Annotated in this window: 12 protein-coding genes and 4 pseudogenes; 6 read left to right on the top strand and 10 right to left on the bottom strand. The window is 67.4% G+C overall.

Features of this window, described 5'->3' with window-relative positions; genetic code table 11:
- Positions 1-409 (top strand): annotated as a pseudogene (locus D7V93_RS17915) (DUF1109 domain-containing protein); the annotation flags it as partial.
- A gap of 6 nt (positions 410-415) precedes the next feature.
- On the opposite strand, the gene D7V93_RS17910 reads toward D7V93_RS17915, so the two are convergent.
- From D7V93_RS17910 to D7V93_RS17890, 4 genes are all read right to left on the bottom strand, one after another.
- The gene (locus D7V93_RS17910) at positions 416-1,177 is read right to left on the bottom strand and encodes a DNA alkylation repair protein (RefSeq protein WP_120610097.1); all 762 of its coding nucleotides are present in this window, start codon (positions 1,175-1,177) and stop codon (positions 416-418) included.
- A gap of 150 nt (positions 1,178-1,327) precedes the next feature.
- The gene (locus D7V93_RS17905; protein WP_341870937.1) at positions 1,328-2,095 is read right to left on the bottom strand and encodes a M13-type metalloendopeptidase; all 768 of its coding nucleotides are present in this window, start codon (positions 2,093-2,095) and stop codon (positions 1,328-1,330) included.
- A gap of 686 nt (positions 2,096-2,781) precedes the next feature.
- A complete protein-coding gene (locus D7V93_RS17895; protein WP_120644561.1) occupies positions 2,782-3,822 on the bottom strand; it encodes a hypothetical protein in 1,041 nt (346 codons plus the stop codon).
- Entirely contained in the window at positions 3,819-4,820 is a 1,002-nt protein-coding gene (locus tag D7V93_RS17890; protein ID WP_120644560.1) for a hypothetical protein, read from the bottom strand. The genes D7V93_RS17895 and D7V93_RS17890 overlap by 4 nt, the downstream gene beginning before the upstream one ends.
- A gap of 158 nt (positions 4,821-4,978) precedes the next feature.
- Here D7V93_RS17890 and D7V93_RS17885 point away from each other — a divergent pair, with 158 nt between their 5' ends.
- Positions 4,979-5,569, top strand: coding sequence for a M14 family zinc carboxypeptidase (locus tag D7V93_RS17885; protein WP_244237358.1), 591 nt, complete (start codon positions 4,979-4,981; stop codon positions 5,567-5,569).
- On the opposite strand, the pseudogene D7V93_RS17880 reads toward D7V93_RS17885, so the two are convergent.
- Positions 5,546-5,770, bottom strand: a pseudogene (locus tag D7V93_RS17880) (IS30 family transposase); the annotation flags it as partial. The gene D7V93_RS17885 and the pseudogene D7V93_RS17880 overlap by 24 nt on opposite strands.
- Here D7V93_RS17880 and D7V93_RS46675 point away from each other — a divergent pair.
- A pseudogene (locus D7V93_RS46675) lies at positions 5,771-6,255 on the top strand (IS3 family transposase); the annotation flags it as partial.
- Between the two features lie 134 nt (positions 6,256-6,389).
- Here D7V93_RS46675 and D7V93_RS17870 read toward each other — a convergent pair.
- Both D7V93_RS17870 and D7V93_RS17865 read right to left on the bottom strand, forming a co-directional pair.
- The gene (locus D7V93_RS17870) at positions 6,390-7,223 is read right to left on the bottom strand and encodes a hypothetical protein (protein WP_120644558.1); all 834 of its coding nucleotides are present in this window, start codon (positions 7,221-7,223) and stop codon (positions 6,390-6,392) included.
- An 814-nt stretch (positions 7,224-8,037) separates the two neighbouring features.
- Positions 8,038-8,940, bottom strand: coding sequence for a LysR family transcriptional regulator (locus D7V93_RS17865; protein ID WP_120644557.1), 903 nt, complete (start codon positions 8,938-8,940; stop codon positions 8,038-8,040).
- 74 nt (positions 8,941-9,014) lie between these two features.
- Between D7V93_RS17865 and D7V93_RS17860 the strand changes: the two genes are divergently transcribed.
- Positions 9,015-9,638: a pyridoxamine 5'-phosphate oxidase family protein gene (locus D7V93_RS17860; RefSeq protein ID WP_120644556.1), complete on the top strand. Its 624-nt coding sequence runs from the start codon at positions 9,015-9,017 to the stop codon at positions 9,636-9,638.
- Positions 9,639-9,733: 95 nt separating this feature from the next.
- Positions 9,734-10,507: a protease inhibitor I9 family protein gene (locus D7V93_RS46670; protein ID WP_158623775.1), complete on the top strand. Its 774-nt coding sequence runs from the start codon at positions 9,734-9,736 to the stop codon at positions 10,505-10,507.
- Between the two features lie 92 nt (positions 10,508-10,599).
- Here the strand turns inward: D7V93_RS46670 and D7V93_RS47370 are convergent.
- A pseudogene (locus D7V93_RS47370) lies at positions 10,600-11,514 on the bottom strand (transposase); the annotation flags it as partial.
- A gap of 781 nt (positions 11,515-12,295) precedes the next feature.
- Here D7V93_RS47370 and D7V93_RS17845 point away from each other — a divergent pair.
- Positions 12,296-13,870 carry a hypothetical protein gene (locus tag D7V93_RS17845; protein WP_120644553.1) on the top strand — a complete coding sequence of 525 codons (1,575 nt, stop codon included), beginning with the start codon at positions 12,296-12,298 and terminating at the stop codon, positions 13,868-13,870.
- 159 nt (positions 13,871-14,029) lie between these two features.
- Here D7V93_RS17845 and D7V93_RS17840 read toward each other — a convergent pair whose 3' ends face one another.
- Together D7V93_RS17840 and D7V93_RS17835 are read right to left on the bottom strand one after the other, a co-directional pair.
- Positions 14,030-14,428 (bottom strand): hypothetical protein, encoded by a 399-nt coding sequence (locus tag D7V93_RS17840; RefSeq protein ID WP_208723054.1) that lies wholly within the window; start codon positions 14,426-14,428, stop codon positions 14,030-14,032.
- A gap of 287 nt (positions 14,429-14,715) precedes the next feature.
- Positions 14,716-16,338, bottom strand: a complete 1,623-nt coding sequence (locus tag D7V93_RS17835; RefSeq protein ID WP_147451216.1) for a hypothetical protein — start codon at positions 16,336-16,338, stop codon at positions 14,716-14,718.
- Between the last annotated feature and the right edge of the window lie 411 nt (positions 16,339-16,749).

The raw sequence follows: 16,749 nt of genomic DNA, 5'->3' as shown, positions 1-16,749 counted from the left end.
GATCGCCGCGGGGCCCCTCATCGCCTTCGCGCCGTCGCCCCGGGGAGGGCTCGGCGCAGGGCTCGCGCTCGTGGCGGCGGTGGCCGTGGGCTTCGGTGGCTCGGGAGCCCCCAACCTGCGTCCCTTCTTCGCCATCCCCGGAGCGGCCTGCCTGAGCGCGGAGGTGCTGATGTCCCTGCTGCCCCTGGGCGTGGTGATGTGGCTGCTCACCGCGCTGCCCCCACGCCCGCTGCGCACGCTGCTCGCCACGCTGAGCGCCGCGGCCGCGGGGCTGCTCGGCCTGCACCTCTCCTGCCCTGTGGGCACGGTGCAGCACCTGCTCGGCTTCCACGTGCTGCCCTGGCTCGCGCTGGGTGGGCTCGCGGTACTGGTGCGCCCGCGCCTGCGCACGCGCGCGTACGCGCCGTGAGTGACCTCAGGTGGTGCGGGCCCGGCCCTCGAGCCGCTTCGTCACTCCCGGCCCCGTGAGCTCGCGCAGCGCATCGCTGCCCACCCACCGCGCCGCGGGCTCCGTGGAGGCCGCCAGGCGCCGGGCCACCGCTACGGCGGCGACGTTGAGCGCGCGGTTGCGCTTGCCCACCGCGCGCAGGGCCATGTTCACGGCCTTCTTCACAAAGTTGCGCCCGTCACCGGCCTCGCGCTCGATGAGCGCGAGGCCGTGGAGGAAGGCCTCGTCGCCCGCGCGCTTGTCGTGCGTGCTGAGGCTCCACAGCAGCGCGAACGCGGTGCGCTTCTCGAACTCGTTTCGCCTGGCGCTCCACTCCGCGACCTTGGCCCACGCGTGCGGCGAGCGGTCGAAGAGGTTGAAGCTCATCGCATCGCAGTAGGCCCAGTTGTCGAAGTCGCTGCACCAGCCGTCCATCTGCTCGGGCGTGAGCTGCCCGGGGTCTGCGACGAAGGAGGCCAGCATGCGGGCCTCGTACACGCCGGTGGCCCAGAGGGCGCTGGCGAGGGCGTGGTCGCGCCCCAGCGTCTTGCCGAGGGCCTTGATGTCCCGCATCGCGACGCCGTACGCGTGGTCCGAGGGAATCGCATAGCGCGCCATCCCCTCGAGCGTGTGCTTCGTGGCCCGGCGTTTCAGCGACGCGAGCGCCGCCTGGACCTGCGCCTCCGTCGAGGCCCGGGAGGCCGTCGTCGCGGCGCCGGCCGTCACCTTCCTGGTCGCCTTCGCTCGCATGCCGCTGCCTCCGTTGCCGAGGGGCCAGCCTACTCCCATTGCCGTGCCGCCTGCCGCCACCCCTCTGCTTCGTGAGGCGGAGCCCCGCAAAGCAGAGGGCCCGCGCTGCTGCCGCGGGCCCTCCGGTGCTTCAGCGCTCGCTGTGCGCGCCTACCAGATCTTCACGCGCTGCTCGGGCGGCAGGAACAGCTTCTGGCCCGGCTTCACGTCGAAGGCCTGGTACCAGGCGTCGATGTTGCGGCTCACGTTGGGGCGGAAGTGGCCGGCGGTGTGCGAGTCCACCACCAGCTGCTGGCGCAGCGCCTCCTCGCGGTACTTGCTGCGCCACACCTGCGCGTGGCCGAGGAAGAAGCGCTGGTCGCCCGAGAAGCCCTCGAGCACCGACGCGGGCTTGCCGCCCAGCGACAGCTGGTAGGCGTCGTAGGCCACGAGCAGGCCCGCGAGGTCCGCGATGTTCTCACCCAGCGTGAGCTCGCCGTTCACCTTCGTGCCCGGCAGCGGCTCGTACTGCGCGTACTGCGCGACGAGCTGGTCCGTGTAGACCTTGAAGCGCTGCACGTCCTCGGGCTTCCACCAGTCGGTGAGGCGGCCCTCGGGGTCGTACTTGCGGCCCTGGTCGTCGAAGTGGTGGCTGATCTCGTGGCCGATGACCGCGCCGATCGCGCCGTAGTTCACGGCCGGGTCCGCGTGCGGGTCGAAGAAGGGGGGGTGCAGGATGGCGGCCGGGAAGACGATCTCGTTCATCGTCGGGTTCGCGTACGCGTTCACCTGCATGGGCGGCATGAACCACTCGTCGCGGTCCACCGGATTGCCCAGCTTCGCCAGATTGCGCTCGTACTCGAAGGAGGCGGCGCGGATGGCGTTGCCCACCGCGTCGTCGCGCTTCACCTCGAGCGCGTCGTAGTCCCGCCACTTCACCGGGTAGCCGATCTTCGGCTTGAACGACGCGAGCTTCTACGCATAGGGCGAAGAGGATGCCTGTTGAGGGTGAGGGCTGGTGCAGAGGTGCCGAGGAGGGACGCTGACGGATGCCGCCGAGCTGTGCGCCAGGCCGGTGGACAAGCCGTGCAGCCCTCATGGGGCACACGCCCGCTCAGGCCGCGCTCCCCTCAGGGGCGCGGCAGGCGGCTTGGGCATGGGGGCCACTGCTGCTACAGACTCAACACCACGCGTTCTGGGGTGGCCCCCGTGCGGGGGCCCGTCTCCCAGGCAGCGTGGGCAGTCCCAGGTGCTCCAGGAGGGCGCGCACCCCGCCGGGCGCCGTCAGGGACGCCACCACCCGGCGACTGCCTCCACAACTGCCGCACCCGAACACGTCCAGCGCGAAGCTCCTGCGCAGCAACCCCGCCCAATCCAGCCGCGGCGTGCGCTCCTGCCTCGCCGCTGCCTCAGGCGGCTCACTTGCCTCTTCCGGCTTCGGCTCTGCCCCCGCTTGAGGGAGCGACTCCTGCGTCCACCGGCGCGCTCGCCTGCGGCTGTTCCTTCTTGCACCCGGCGCTCCACACCGCCGCGAGGCCCACCAACACCCCGCCCAGCACGCGCCGCGAATCACTCCGCATCATGATGTCTTCCTTGGTGACAGCTCGGCCTCATCCACCCCGGCGTCAGTTCCCCGGGGATTCCGGCGACTCCTCATCCTCTTCGTCCGACGAAGGCGGCTCCTGTGGGAACGCCGGTTCGGCTTCGTAGGCATCACTCGAGTCCATCCCGGTCGCGTCCTCATCCGGAGAATGGACGTCGTCAGGCTTCTTGAACTCGAGGCGGGAGGGCGACTGCTTCGAATCGGCCGCGAAGCACAGCTGCTCACTTACGAAGAGGTTCAGCGTGGACACCCGGTCCCAGGCCTTGGCGTCCGAGGCGTCGACCTCCTCGGTGCGCGTCTCCTGCGCGCCGGGCGCCAGGCTGAACACACCCAGCGAGGCGTGAAGCAGGAAGTCGTCCGCGTCCCCTTCGTACCCCTGGAGGCAGGAACTGCCATTGATGCGCCGGGCGCTCACGTTCTTCAATGTGTACGTGAGCTCATAGAGCGTGCCCCCACCGGGCTGCGCCAGCCTGACGTCGGACAGCTGGAGCTCCCCTGCGGCCAGCGGTTTCGGCCTCGTGGGCACGGGTGCCCCCGCGGGCGCGGGCTGGCCCGTGGGGAGCAGGCGCAGGGGCTCGCTGGTCACCCCGAAGTCGTCATGCTCACAGAGACGGTCGGCGGCCGTGTACAGCAGCACGGTCCGGGCCTGTGGCCAGATGGATTCGGGCACGTAGAGGTCGTCCACGAACACATCGTCCGTGCCGCCCTTCACGGCGATGTTGCCCATCCTCAGCACGTGGACGACGACGCCCTTCTCATCGAGCAGCGCCAGGCACGCGTCCCCTCGCCCCTGGGCCGTCCCCGGGTTGGTGAGCGTGTACGTCACGTCCAGCCGGATCCTGTCCTGCTTGAGCACCACGTCCGAGAAGCGCAGCGGCTTCACGACCTTCGCCACCGGCCCCGCGTCTGGAACACCCGCGTCGGCCACGGCGGCAGCCACCGCCCCCGCATCCACGGGCGCGCGGGCCTGAGGTTGTTCCTTCTTGCACCCCACCCCCCACACCACCGCGCCGCCCAGGAGCAGGACGCCCAGGCTCCGCCTCCATTCGCCATCGCGCATCATTCCGTCACCTCGCCAGCCGGAGCCGCGTCATCCACCGCTTCGACGTCCGCCGACTCCTCCTCCACGGGCGAACGGATAGCCGCCGGCTTGTCGAACAGGAAGCCCGGGTTCTCCGTCTCCTCCTCGTCCGCGCAGCCATAGAAGCTCGTGAAGAGGCGCAGCACCGTGACCTCGTCCCATTGCTTGTCATCCTGGAAGTCGACGGAGTCCGTGAGGGTCACGGACGCGCCCGCGGCCAGGTTGAAGCTCCCCACGAGGGACTCATCGACCGCGTCAGAGTCCTTCACCCGGTAGGCCCGCAGACACCCGCGCCCCGAAGCCCGGTGGTCGCTCACGTTCTTCACCGTGAAGCGGATGGCGTAGGACGCCAGGGTCCCGTCCTGGGTCACCTCGACGTCGGACACCTCGAGGTCCTCCGGCTTCGTTTCCCTCAGCGGAGCGGGCTCGGGCAGGTCCGCCGTCGCGGGCTTGCCTGATGGCAGCAGCCGCATGGGCTCGCTGGTCGGCGGGCTGCTGCTGTAGACGCAACTGGCGCGGTTGGGCCTGGTGAAGAGCAGCACGGAGCGGGTCTGGCGCCACCGCAGGTCGTCCACGGTCACGTGGTCCTCGAACGTGTCCTCCAACCCGCCCTTCACGACGATGCCGCCCAGGCGCACCACCTCGATGGTGTGCCCCTGCTCATCGAGCAGCGTCATGCACGCCTCCCCGCGCCCCTGCGCCGTCCCGGGATTGGAGAGCGTGTAGGTCACGTCCACACGGAGGTCCTGACGTGAAATCACCACGTTCGAGAAGCGCAGCGGCTTCACCACCTTCGCCACCGTCCCCGCGTCCACGGGCCGGGTGCCCGCGTCCAACACGGCCACCGCCACCACGCCCGCGTCCACGGGCACGGCCGCCTCCGCGGGCTGCTCCTTCTTGCACCCCGTGGCCCACGCCAAAGCCAGCCCCAGGAACAGCACGCCCCACGCGTGCTTTCGCCGCTGATCACTTCGCATCATGAAGCCCCCTCCACTGCACTTTTTCCGTCGGGTTTCATATGGGACACCGCCACGGCGCGGCAAGACGCCCCCCCTTCGCGCGTGCTTGACGCCGAAGGGCCGGAGCGCTCGGATGCGCGGAAGCCACCGACTACCAGGAAACGTCCCGCAGCGCCGACGTGGTCGCCTTCGTCAACGCCCTGTGTGCCCAGACGAAGCTCGCGAAGCGCGTGGACTTCGGCCAGAGCGGTGAAGGTCAACCGCTCATGGCGCTCATCCTCAGCGACCGCAACTGCTTCACGCCGGAGCTGGCGCAGAAGCAGAAGAAGATCGTCGTGATGGTGGAGGCCAACATCCACGCCGGTGAGGTGGAGGGCAAGGAGACCCTCCAGGCGCTCGCGCGCGACCTCACCCTCACGTCCCTGGGCAAGAAGATCCTGGACCGGCTGTGCCTCGTGTTCGTCCCCAACTTCAACCCGGACGGCAATGACCGCATCAGCAAGGGCAACCGCGCGTTGGATTTGAAGAACCTGGAGGGCCAGGTGAACCCGCCCGGTGGCGTGGGCATGCGCTACACGGGCGAGGGCTGGAACCTCAACCGCGACAACATGAAGCAGGAGGCGCCGGAGACGCGCGCCATGGCGAAGCTGTACCAGACGTGGTGGCCGCACCTCTTCGTGGACTGCCACACCACCGACGGCAGCATCCACGGGTTCGACCTCACCTTTGCGGGAGAGCCGGCGCTCTCAAGCGGTCGTCGCAACAGCTGACGCGAATACTTCGGCAGGCGTTCGCCATGCAAGGGTTTGACGCGGGCGCCCGTTGAGTTCGTACGCGATGGCGTCAAGTTGCTTGCCGGAGAGGGCGCTCAGGTCCACGCCCTTGGGGAAGTACTGGCGCAGCAGGCCGTTGGTGTTTTCGTTGCTGCCGCGCTGCCAGGGGCTGTGCGGGTCGCAGAAGTAGACTTGCACCTGGGCGTCTCTCGCAGTGGCTATTACGCGTGGCAGTCGCGGCCCGAGTCCGAGCAGAAGAAACGCGACCAGGCGCTCCGCCTCGAAGTGGCAGCCGTCCACCAGGAGAGCCGGGGCACGTACGGCGCTCCGCGGGTGCATGCGGAACTCAAAGCGCGCGGCCAGCGGGTGGCCCGGAAGCGAGTGGCTCGCCTGATGCGCCAGGCGGGCCTGCGTGGACGGCCCGGCGTCGCTTCGTGCGGACCACCGATTCGGCCCACCGCCACCCGGTGGCACCAAACACTCTGGAAAGTAACTTCCAACCCGGCCAGCCCCACCGCGCATGGGTGGGTGACATCACCTACGTCTGGACCGACGAGGGCTGGTTGTACCTGGCGGTGCTGCTGGACCTCTTCAGCCGCAAGGTGGTGGGTTGGGCGATGGGCGAGAGAATCGACCGCGGCCTGGTGCTGAGCGCGCTCGACTCCTCGTTGCCCTCGAGAAGATGGAGCCCTGCCTCGCCGTGGATCCGGACCGCGCCCCGTAAGTCCGCCTCCCGTTGCTGAAGAGTCGAATCCCACCGCCGGGGCCGCCTGCACGGGCCCCGGCGGGCGGGCGATTCTGGAGCAGCCCGTACGACTTACGGGTTCGGCAACATTTCCAGGCTCCACACGGTGCCGGTGCCGGTGGCCGCCGCGTTGACGCCCTGGGCCGCGTCGGTACGGTTCAGGTAGTCCCCCTTCACCGACTTGAGCTTCACCTTGCCGCTGGCGAACTCAGGAGTCCACGCGTTGCCGGTGGCGCCGGTGGCCGCCGCGGTGATGCCCTGGGCCGCGTCGGTACGGTTCAGGTAGTCCCCCTTCCACGACTTGAACAGGTACTTGCCGTCCGCGGCGCACTCAAGGGTCCACTCATTGCCAATGCCGGTGCCCCAGGTGGTGACGGCCGGGGCACTGTCCGGCCGGTGCAGGCCGTCCATCTTCGACGACCGCAGCACCACCTTCTTGCCGCACGCGGCGAGCTCGACGGTCCACTCATTGCCAATGCCGGTGCCCCAGCTGGTGACGGCCGGGGGGCTGTCCGGCCGGTGCAGGCCGTCCCCCTTCGACGACCGCAGCACGAGCTTGCCGGCGGTGGTGAATGCAGGCGTCCACACGGTGCCGGTGCCAGTGGCCGCCGTGGCGACGGTGGCGCCCTGGGCCAGGTTGGTACGGTTCAGGTAGTCCCCCTTCGTCGACTTCAGCTTCACCTTGCCGTCCGTGGTGCACTCGGCGGTCCACTTGTTGCCGGTGGCACCGGTGGCCGCCGCGGTGATGGGAATGGCCGCGTCGGAACGGTTCAGGTAGTCCCCCTTCCACGACTTGAGCTGGATCTCCATACCACAATAGGGGAAGGGCGCCGGAGCGGCCATGGTGCTGGTGGGGGCCTGGCCGAGCGCATTGGCCAGCAGGACGGTAGCAATGGAAGCGAGCATCGTAATCAATTCCTCACATCAAGGGCTGGTATCTGAAAAGGGTTTTGACCCTGGGAGCTGTCTCACAGCAAACGGCAGGCCAGACCCTTGGAGCCCACGTGTAAGAGGAGATGCGGGGTGACGGAGAAGGGGCTCGAGGCCATGGACACGCTTCGCTGACGTGTCAGCGAAGCGGGCTGACGTGTCCGCGCTCTGGGAGTTCGACTTCCAGCTCTCCACGGGTTCGCGGCGATATCGCTCGCGAGCGCCCCTCCCCGAATCTGTGAGGAACACATGAGGATTGCTCTGCTCACCGCGCTGCTGCTCACCGCCACCGCCGCCCACGGCCAGCAGTCCATCGTCGTCAATGGAAGCTTTGCTGATGGGGGACGGCAACGCGCTGCTGGTGCGCATCAACGACAAACCTCTCTCTGACAACTTCGGGCGCTTGCAGATCTTCTTGCTGACCGGCGCATAGGAGCGGAGGGAGGGAGACTGCGGCACTTCGAACGCGCCGCGGGTCGGGGGCTTTCTCAGCGAGCCGGCACTGCCTCCAGCGGAGCCGCAGGGAGACCGTGCAGCGGGCGGTCCCCGTCTCCCGGAAGAAGAGGATGGCCGCGGATAGGACAGGCGCGCGGGTAGGAGCTGGCTCGTCCCATTCCACAGCCGCGCGCCGCTCTGGGCTAGAGACGCCAGAGGGGCACACTGGGGACACATGATGAAAACGAGGACAAAGAAAAACCCAGCAACCCGTCAAGATGGCTGGGCTTCTCGGGATGGAGGCAGCGGGAATCGAACCCGCGGCGTGGTCAGGGTTTGAGCAGGTCCTGAACCCCTAGGCCCGCGAGCCGATGCGCTTGCGCAGCTGCTCGGCCGCGAAATCCAGGAAGACCGTCGCCGCCCGGCGTTGGGGGCCCGGCAGGTGGACGAGTTGCACCGGAACGGGCGCTGACTCGAACCGTTCGAGCACCACGCGCAGCCGCTTGTCCGCGAGCAGCGCGTCCACTTGATAGGAGAGGACCCGCACGAGTCCCAGGCCGGCCAGCGCGGCCTCGATGGCCCCCTGGGCCGTGTTGATGATCAACCGTGGGCGCACGGTGACGCCTCGCTCCCGCCTTCCGCCGCTCGGGAAGGACCACCGGTCCGCGATGGGGGTCGTGGTCGTGAACGCGATGCACTCATGGTGGGCCAGCGCCTCCGGGTCCTTCGGCACGCCCGCGCGCTTCAAGTAGGCCGGGCTCGCGCAGATGACCGAGCGCACGTGGCCGACCCCACGGGCCCGCAGCGCCGAGTCGGCGAGCGCCCCGATCCGCACGCCCACGTCCACGCCCTCCTCGGCCAGCGACACCACGCGATCAAGCAGAGTGAGCCGCAGGTCCAGCTGGGGATGGGCTCCCAGGAACTCCGCCACCACGGGCACGAGGTGCAGCTGGCCGAAGAGCACCGACGCCGTCACGGACAGCGTGCCGTGCAGTTCGGTCCGCTCGGCGGAGGGCGCTTCGAGCAGCTCGAACTCCGCCAGGGCCCGGCGGCTGCGCTCGAGGTAGCGCTCCCCCTCCCCCGTGAGCGAAACAGACCGGGTGGTCCGGTTCAGCAGGCGCGTGCCCAGCCGCTGCTCCAGCGCGGCGACGGCGCGGGTGACGCTCTGGGGGGAGCAAGACTGGGCCCGGGCCGCCTCGATGAAGCTCCCCAGGCTCGCGACGGACACGAAGAGGCGCCACTCCCCGACTCGATCCATTGTTCCACCCCTTGGAATACTGTTACCACGGACGCGCCATTGTTGCCGAAGCGGGAGGTCCGTACCTTGGACCCATGAAACCCTCTTCGAGCGATGTGGCCTTCTCCCCAGCGGTGAAGCAGGTGCAGGGCGAGCGTGGCTCCAGGGCCGCGTATGCCCGGATGGAGCGCGACGGGGGCTTCGAGACCGAGGTGACGGAGGGCCTGCGCGCGTTCCTCGCGCAGGTGGACACGGGGTTCCTGGCCACCGCGAGCGCGGAGGGGCAGCCCTACATCCAGCATCGCGGTGGCCCCCGAGGCTTCATCCAGGCGCTCGACGACCACACGCTCGGGTTCGTCGACTTCGTGGGCAACCGCCAGTATGTCTCGACGGGCAACCTGTCCGAGAACGAGCGGGTCTGCCTCTTCCTCATCGACTACGCGCACCAGCGCCGCGTCAAGGTCTGGGGCACGGCGCGCGCCGTCCCCGCGACGGACGAGCTGCTGTCCCGGTTCGTTCCCACCGGGTCCCGGGCGCGCCCCGAACAGGTCGTCCTCATCACGGTGAGCGCCTGGGATGTGAACTGCCCGAAGCACATCCCGCAGAAGCTCGATGCCTCCGAGGTGGCCCAGGCGCTCCAGCGGCTGGAGAACCGCATCGCGGAGCTGGAAGCCGAGAACCGCCGTCTCCAGGCGGCGACACTGCTCACCCCACCATGAATTCATGTATTGCTTTTATTTCAGTCTTCGCGGCTTGGCTGCGAGAGGAGCACGGCGCTACTCCCAGTGACTCCTGTCACCCGGAGCACCCGCCCATGCGCAACGTCCGACGTCCCCTGATGCTGCTACCGTGGTTGATATTGTCCGCCTGTCATCCGGAGTCGGAGCCCTCCACGGGAGAGGCGTCCGCCGAGGCGACAGGCCAGACGTCCCGCCTGTTGCGAGCGGAGTTCCCCGTACCCGGGCAGTACGTGGTGGTGCTCGCGCCCCCGGCCATGGGCGAGCCGGAGGGAGTGCCAGCGCTGGCGGAGGCGCTGGCGTCGAAGCACGGTGGACAGGTGCTCCACGTGTATCAGAAGGCCCTGCGGGGCTTCTCGGTGCGCATGACGGAGGCCCAGGCGCTCGAGCTGGCCCGCCACCCGGCGGTGGCCTCCATCGAGGAGGATGCGGTGGTGCGCGACTCCTTCGTGCAGTCCGCGCCAGGCCGGTGGACAAGCCGTGCAGCCCTCATGGGGCACACGCCCGCTCAGGCCGCGCTCCCCTCAGGGGCGCGGCAGGCGACTTGGGCAGGGGGGCCACTGCTGCTACTGACTCAACACCACCCTTTCTGGGGTGGCCCCCGTGCTGGAGCCCGTCTCCCAGGCAGCGTGGGCAGTCCCAGGTGCTCCAACAGGGCGCGCACCCCGCCGGGCGCCGTCAGGGACGCCTCCACCCGGCGCCTGCCTCCACACCTGCCGCACCCGAACACGTCCAGCGCGAAGCTCCTGCGCAGCAACACGGCCCCATCCAGCCGCGGCGTGCGCTCCTGCCTCGCCGCTGCCTCAGGCGGCTCACTTGCCTCTTCCGGCTTCGGCTCTGCCCCCGCTTGAGGGAGCAGAAATGGCCGGAGTTTCGCGCCCGGAGCGAAGACGCCATGGAATCTTGTGAGGTTCGACCGAGGTGGAGGTACCAGAGACGCCACGCGACGTAAGAGTTCCAGTCCAGTGAAGAAGAGGTGTGTGGTGCCATCTGGCAGCGGACGCTTCATCCGCCAGGCAATGCGACCGTCTTCCGCTCGTGACAAACGCTCCAGCGCCAACGCGCCGCGCGCTCCATAGCGGCACAGCCGCTCCAGCCCCTGCCGATCATTGGCGTGCAGGTGCGTGTTGGCGTGCAGGGAGAATCCCTCCAGGAAGGAGCACCGCGGCTGCTTGCTGGGAGGGCGCAAGACATCCAGTTCCAGCCAGCGCAGTCGCTGCTGCAGGGAATGCGCTTGGTATGCCTGCTGCACGTCCTCGGGCCCTTGCGCGGGGAGAGCCCCTCTGTTTTCCAGGAGGCGCAGCACCCGCTGGCGCACTCCCCTCAGCAGTCGCTCTACCTCTGATTGAGTGGGTGGCGGCAACGCCTCGAAGCGCACACCGCTCTCCTGCGGCACGAAGACGCCGTCTGGCACCAGCGAGTGGAAGTGCGGCGTTACCTGCAGGGCTGAGCCGAAGAACTGGACGAATGACACGGCCCCGACCTGCCCACCGTACAGCCCCTGTCGCCGTGCCCTTCGACGCCGCAGGGCAAACAGCGCGCGCAGAAAGACGGTGAGAACCTCCGAGAGGAGTCCCACGTCCTTGAGCAACACCCACCGCACCCGGTGCGGAAAGGACAGCGTCCACTGCCGGTAGGGCACGTGCGGCAGCACTCGCTCCACCCGATGCACTGCCGTCACATGCGCCCGCTTCGCATTGCAGGAGGGGCACACCCCTCGTCCCTTGCACGAGAAGGCGACGAGAAGTTCGTCCTTACAACTCTCACAACGCACCCGCGCGAAGCCGTGCGCCAATACTCCGCACCCCAGGTATCGGGGGAAGTCCCGCTCCACGTACCGGGGCAGGCCTCGCCCCACTTCGCTCGCCTCCGCTAGAAACGTGGCGAGATTGTCCCTCACCGCCTCATACAGCACCGTCCCCTCCGGCCGCCTGCGCCGGTACTCCCACCCGTGCTCCCCCACCTGCCCCTCCCCAGCCACGCCTCGCCAGGGCACAGATTACGGGTGGGCTCCCACGCAACTCCGCCAAGCCCACTCTCGGAGTGCCGTGCTGAGCAGTCTTACGGAAACGGCGCTCGACCGGGTTGGATCGCTCTCGCCAGAGGCTCCGAGCGGCGGGTTCGATTCCCGCCGCCTCCAGTTGGACCTTGAGCCTGGCCACCTCGGCGCAGAGGGCCTCCCACGGGAACGTGGTGTAGAGGTCGATGGCACTGCCGCTCTTGCGCGGCGTGTGCGTGCAGAGTTCAAGGATGTCCTTCCGGGCCCCGTCCGTTCGAGCCAGGGAGATCATCGTCCGGCGCAGATCGTGGCCGCGCCGGTGCCGCAGGCCCAGCACCTCCAAGTCCTTCACCGCTTGTAGGAGTGGTGGTCCGTCCACATCTCGCCGAACTCCACGCGGGGGCCACGGTTGGTTGGTCTGGGTATGGGCACTACGAGATCCTCGGGGGTCGGGGTGCGGCCCATCATCTCGGGCCAGCCCTGGAGCTTCCACTCCCATCAGCCAGCCGGCGGACGTGGACGTGGACGTGGACGTGAGTGAAATCATCATCCGCCCCACGTCGAGCCCGTACTGAGCGTGAATTGGCGGCATGTCAGCCGTCGCATAGGGTGGGCGTCCTCCTGAGGGGGAGCCCATTCCATGCCCATGCTGAAACACCCGCTGTCTACCTTCATGCTCGTCGCCTGCCTTTTCGCGCTGGGTGCCTGTGATTCCAAGGACGACCCCGCCCCTGACGCAGGCACCACCGTCGACGCCGGGACCGATGCCGGCTCCGACCTGGATGCCGGCTCCGACCTGGATGCCGGCTCGACCGAACAGACACCGCCCCTCATCCCGGAGGGCTACACGCTGCTGATGCCGTCGGAGACGGTGGTCCAAAGCGTTCCGAGGGGAGGCGTGGAAGCGCCGCTCCGGTTCGCCTTCGTGGCCGAGGCCGGGCACCACTACGACTTCATCGTCGAGGCCGCGAACGAGGGCTACGTCCTGGACATGCGGGACGCGCAGGGAAGGTCGATCGACCTGGTCGATCAGCGCTTCTCCGGCCTCGACCCCTTTGCGCGCTCCTGGCATTGGTCGGGGCTCACGGCGGGAGCGGTCCATACCGTGGACGTTTCCCAAGTCACCGTGCCCACCCGTCTGCCCTTCGTCTTCCGGTTCGTGGACATGGGGCTGGACGACTCCGGCGACCTGTTCACCACGGCGCCGTCCTGGACGCCCTCGGAGCAGCCCCGGATGGGGACCGGGGAACACAAAGGCGAACGGGACCTGTTCTCGTTCCAGACCGTCGAGGGGCATGTCTATGTCCTCGACAGTGTCTTCCCCACGATGTTCTGGGAGCTGGGTTTCTTCGACTCCCTCAAGGAGCCCCAGGCCTTCGTGAACGGGATGTACTTCAGGGAGACCCATGCCGCCACGGCCTTCAAGTCTCCGGGGGGCGTGCTCTACGCCTCCATCCAGGACAACCTGATCACGCTTCCCCTTCAGCCCTACACCGTCGTGTTGAAGGACCTGGGCGCGGAGGACCACGGGGACACCGTGGAGACCGCCACCGCGCTCGCGGCAGGCACGGCGTCCGTGCAGGCGAAGATGGAAACCCTCAAGGACAAGGACATCTTCTCCCTGGGCGTCGTGGCCGGTCACGCCTACCGGGTGTCGTGCACCATCGACGGGGACAAGGGCTGCCGGCTCCGGAACGCCGCACCCGGCAGCGACTTCTCCTCCCTGCAGGGGGGAGACATGAGCACGACGGCCTTCAGGGCGTCCCAGGCCACGCACTTCGTGCACGTGGACCTTGATCCGGTCGTGCCCGCGCGCTGGGTGGAAGGCCAGTACACCCTCCAGTTCGAGGACTTCGGCGCGGACGACCATGGCGACACCCTGGCCACGGCCACGCCGCTGACGGGCCCGTCACAGGCGGTGTCCGTCTTCATCGCGGATCCCTCGGACCACGACTTCTTCTCCTTCGAGGCCACGGCCGGGCAGCGCTACCAGCTCAGTTGTGCGTGGAAGACGAACCCGGGACAGCTTCAGCTGTCCGCGGCCTTCGAGGACACGCAGGGCATGCGGTACCCGGGAGACCTCGAGCGCGTGGACCAACGCTGGATGCGGACCCTCACGGCGCCGACCTCCGGCACCTATGGCATCGACCTGTGGACGGCCTACACGGTCGCGCTGGGGGCCTCCTCCTGCCAGTTCGACGTCCTGGCTCCCTGATGGACCCGCGCCGCGGTCCCGGGACACCTGCCCGGGTCCGCCGAGCCGAAGCACTGGACGAAGGACACGGCCCCGACCTGCCCTTCCCGCCTTCCCTGCCGCCGTGCCCTTCGGCGAGGACGTCCGAGAGGAGTCCCACGTCCTTTCATCAGGCAAGGGTCAGTAGATGACGTAGGCGGCCGTACCGCGGCAGCTCGTGTTGCCGAAGCAGCCGACGCGGATTTGATACTGCGCCGTCTGGGCCGACACGTCCGTGCCGAAGATGACGCGCGAAAGCCCGCCGCAGGTGCCGAAGGCATCGTCGTTCTCCGCCACCACCCACCCCGTCGAGTCGTGCACCCGCACGATGGTGTCACCCACGGCGTTGGCGCCATCCACGGCGCAGGTGCCTACGTCGAGGACCTGGCCGGGGCCCATCGTCACGTTCAGGTTGGCGGTCTTGCGCGTGCCGCTACTGGTGTGGGTGAGCTTGAACGGCAATGTGCCCCGGACGAGGTCCGCCTTTCGCCGGGGGACCTCGCTTGGAAGGCGCCAGCGCCGCCAGTCCTCCGGCCTCACGTTGGCGTCGCCAGACGCTCAAGAGCGAGGAGTACGGCCCGTCACGACGCAGCATCGCCCCCACCTCGCCGGGCTTCGTGCAGCGGTCCGCTTCCTCGAGGATGCGCCGCTTGTCCTCCGCCGTGAAGCGACGACGCTTCGCCTTCTCCACCACCTCGGTCTCCCCAACACGAGCTTCTTTCACCACCGGATTCATCGTCCCTGCCTGGGTCGCCCTGCACACTAAACTGCTGGGTACGGGCTGTCTCACTCACTTGACAGAGAGGGAAGTCCCTTGGCCACGCAGTTCAGAGGGGCTTAGGAGCGTAGGCAATAACGCGCTGCTCGTACCAACTCGTCCCAGCGGCGGGGGGGGGCAGCAACTCCAGGTCAGCGCTGACCTTCACGTCCATGCTCTTCGAAGTGTCCGGTTCCACCGCCAAGTTCGTACCAACCTGCTTTCCGAGGGTGTAACGCCTCGAGGGACCAGCGCTCAGATTCCACGTTCCAACGCTCCCGTCGCAGTGCACCACGTACCCGCCGTTACGCGCGCAGACGTTGAGAGGGGCAACCGCGATTCCGCATGAGGAGATAATGTGGACGTCGATGCTGGGCCCGGAGGCGGCACTCTGCTTCTCCGAGGCATTTAGATCATCAAGCCGGGCAAGGCCTCGCGCAAATGCCTTTGCAAGGGACACCTTCGCGTCTGGGATTTTAGCGGCGTCGAGGGTCAGCCCCTTGACTTGGCTAACTACTGAGGGGGCGCTCCAACTGGTGGCCGCAGAGAGCGAGTTGATATTCTGAAGAAGTTTGGTGGAGTCCAGAGTAAGAAGGCTCAGTGCGTCTCGTCCCACGTTCTGCAGATCGATCCCTACGTCATTGCGGAAGTATGCCTTGGAGAGGCTCGTCCACTCAGTCTCGGATTTCGTCCAGTCTGCGATCATCCGCTTGAGAATGCCGGCGCCGTGGTCGAGACAGATTTCCAAACCAAACGTAATTCCGTCGATGGTGAAGATGCGCTCCTTCACGGTGGGCCACTGGTCGAGGAGAGTCTTGTAGAGCGCGTTGTTCCGCGCATCGCGCAAGGTGGGATCCAGGTCATTCAGGTTATAGGCACGACTCGCTGAGTCGCGGGGCCGGGAGCCAAACCAAGGAACATCAATATTGGACATTGGTCCCTTCCAGTTGAGCACGTACCCCGGGTCGGTCGAGGAGAGATGAGCGCCACCCTTGATGACAACCGTGGTGTTGAAGTAGTTACTTGCCACCGTCCCATTGAACGGAGAATAGTGAGCGCGGTACAATGGATAGACGACGCTATTGGTCAGAATACTAGGGTCGTCCTTGGAAACGTCCCAAATCTTCGTCTTCGTCCAGTCGACCTTGTTCCAGTCCGTCACCTTTTTCACGACGTCAGAACCCGACGTATCTTGCTCTGTCACCAGAATCCATCTCTGAGCCGATGTCAGCTCACCCTCATGGGAGAAGATGGTTCCAGGGATGATCAGCCAGTCTCGGAATTCCTCGGTCTGGAAGGTCGCGCGCAATGTATCAATGATCGTCTGGACCGAGCAGGGATTGTCGGTGGTCACAGAGCCGACTTTAGTCCCCCCGAGTCCCGCGTGAGGGTAGCCGTCATCTCCAAGCCGGAAGTAGAACTCCGGTGCGACGAATATTTTGAGGGTATCCGTGGTTCCCATCTTTCCGAAGGCCTTGAGGGTCGCCTGGGCGAAGCGCACGACGTCACGAAGGCGCTGGATACGGACGAGGGCGTCATCCACGAACCAGGGTTCGTTGCACTTCCCTGTACTCCCAGGAGATCCAGGCGGGAGTACAGGATCGGATTTCAGTGCCTTCTTGTTCGGATCGGTTGGGAAGAGTGTCATCACCTGATAGGGGACGAATTGGATGTTCTTATATGCACTGGGCACGAGTTTCTCCAGAGGGCGTACCGAGTTGTGAGAGCGACGCACTCCTCTCTTAGACGAGCAAGCGCCGAACTTGTGAAGCACCCGCGGGAGTTCTTCTACTGCGCGAGGCGGTAGCCGCGTATGGGCGAGATAGAGGCCATGTTGAGGGTGAGGGCTGGAGCGGAGGTGCCGAGGAGGAGCGCTGACAGAAGCCGCGCGAGCAGTGAGCCCGGTCGGTGGACAGGCCGCGCAGCCCCTTGAAGTACACGCCTGCCCAGGCTGCCCTCCCATGGGGTGCGCGGTAGTCCTACAGTTGTAGTTTGGAAGAGACCGCAGTCGCCCTCCGGTTGAAGAAACATGAGGGGGAGGAGCGGGATTTCCCATGCAGCCACCATCCGCCGTCGAAGCGCAGGCACCGGAAGTCCGCTTGGT

The sequence above is a fragment of the Corallococcus llansteffanensis genome (assembly GCF_003612055.1).
Taxonomy (GTDB): domain Bacteria; phylum Myxococcota; class Myxococcia; order Myxococcales; family Myxococcaceae; genus Corallococcus; species Corallococcus llansteffanensis.
Note: the sequence above shows the minus strand (reverse complement) of the source record. Positions and strands in the feature narration are given on the sequence as shown.

What these genes read in the sequence shown, in the direction of transcription:
- D7V93_RS17895 (WP_120644561.1), bottom strand. Translation starts at nt 3,822, where the DNA reads ATGATGCGCGATGGCGAATGGAGGCGGAGCCTGGGCGTCCTGCTCCTG.
- D7V93_RS17845 (WP_120644553.1), top strand. Translation starts at nt 12,296, where the DNA reads ATGCCCATGCTGAAACACCCGCTGTCTACCTTCATGCTCGTCGCCTGC.
- D7V93_RS17870 (WP_120644558.1), bottom strand. Translation starts at nt 7,223, where the DNA reads ATGCTCGCTTCCATTGCTACCGTCCTGCTGGCCAATGCGCTCGGCCAG.
- D7V93_RS17890 (WP_120644560.1), bottom strand. Translation starts at nt 4,820, where the DNA reads ATGATGCGAAGTGATCAGCGGCGAAAGCACGCGTGGGGCGTGCTGTTC.
- D7V93_RS46670 (WP_158623775.1), top strand. Translation starts at nt 9,734, where the DNA reads ATGCGCAACGTCCGACGTCCCCTGATGCTGCTACCGTGGTTGATATTG.
- D7V93_RS17860 (WP_120644556.1), top strand. Translation starts at nt 9,015, where the DNA reads ATGAAACCCTCTTCGAGCGATGTGGCCTTCTCCCCAGCGGTGAAGCAG.
- D7V93_RS17910 (WP_120610097.1), bottom strand. Translation starts at nt 1,177, where the DNA reads ATGCGAGCGAAGGCGACCAGGAAGGTGACGGCCGGCGCCGCGACGACG.
- D7V93_RS17865 (WP_120644557.1), bottom strand. Translation starts at nt 8,940, where the DNA reads ATGGATCGAGTCGGGGAGTGGCGCCTCTTCGTGTCCGTCGCGAGCCTG.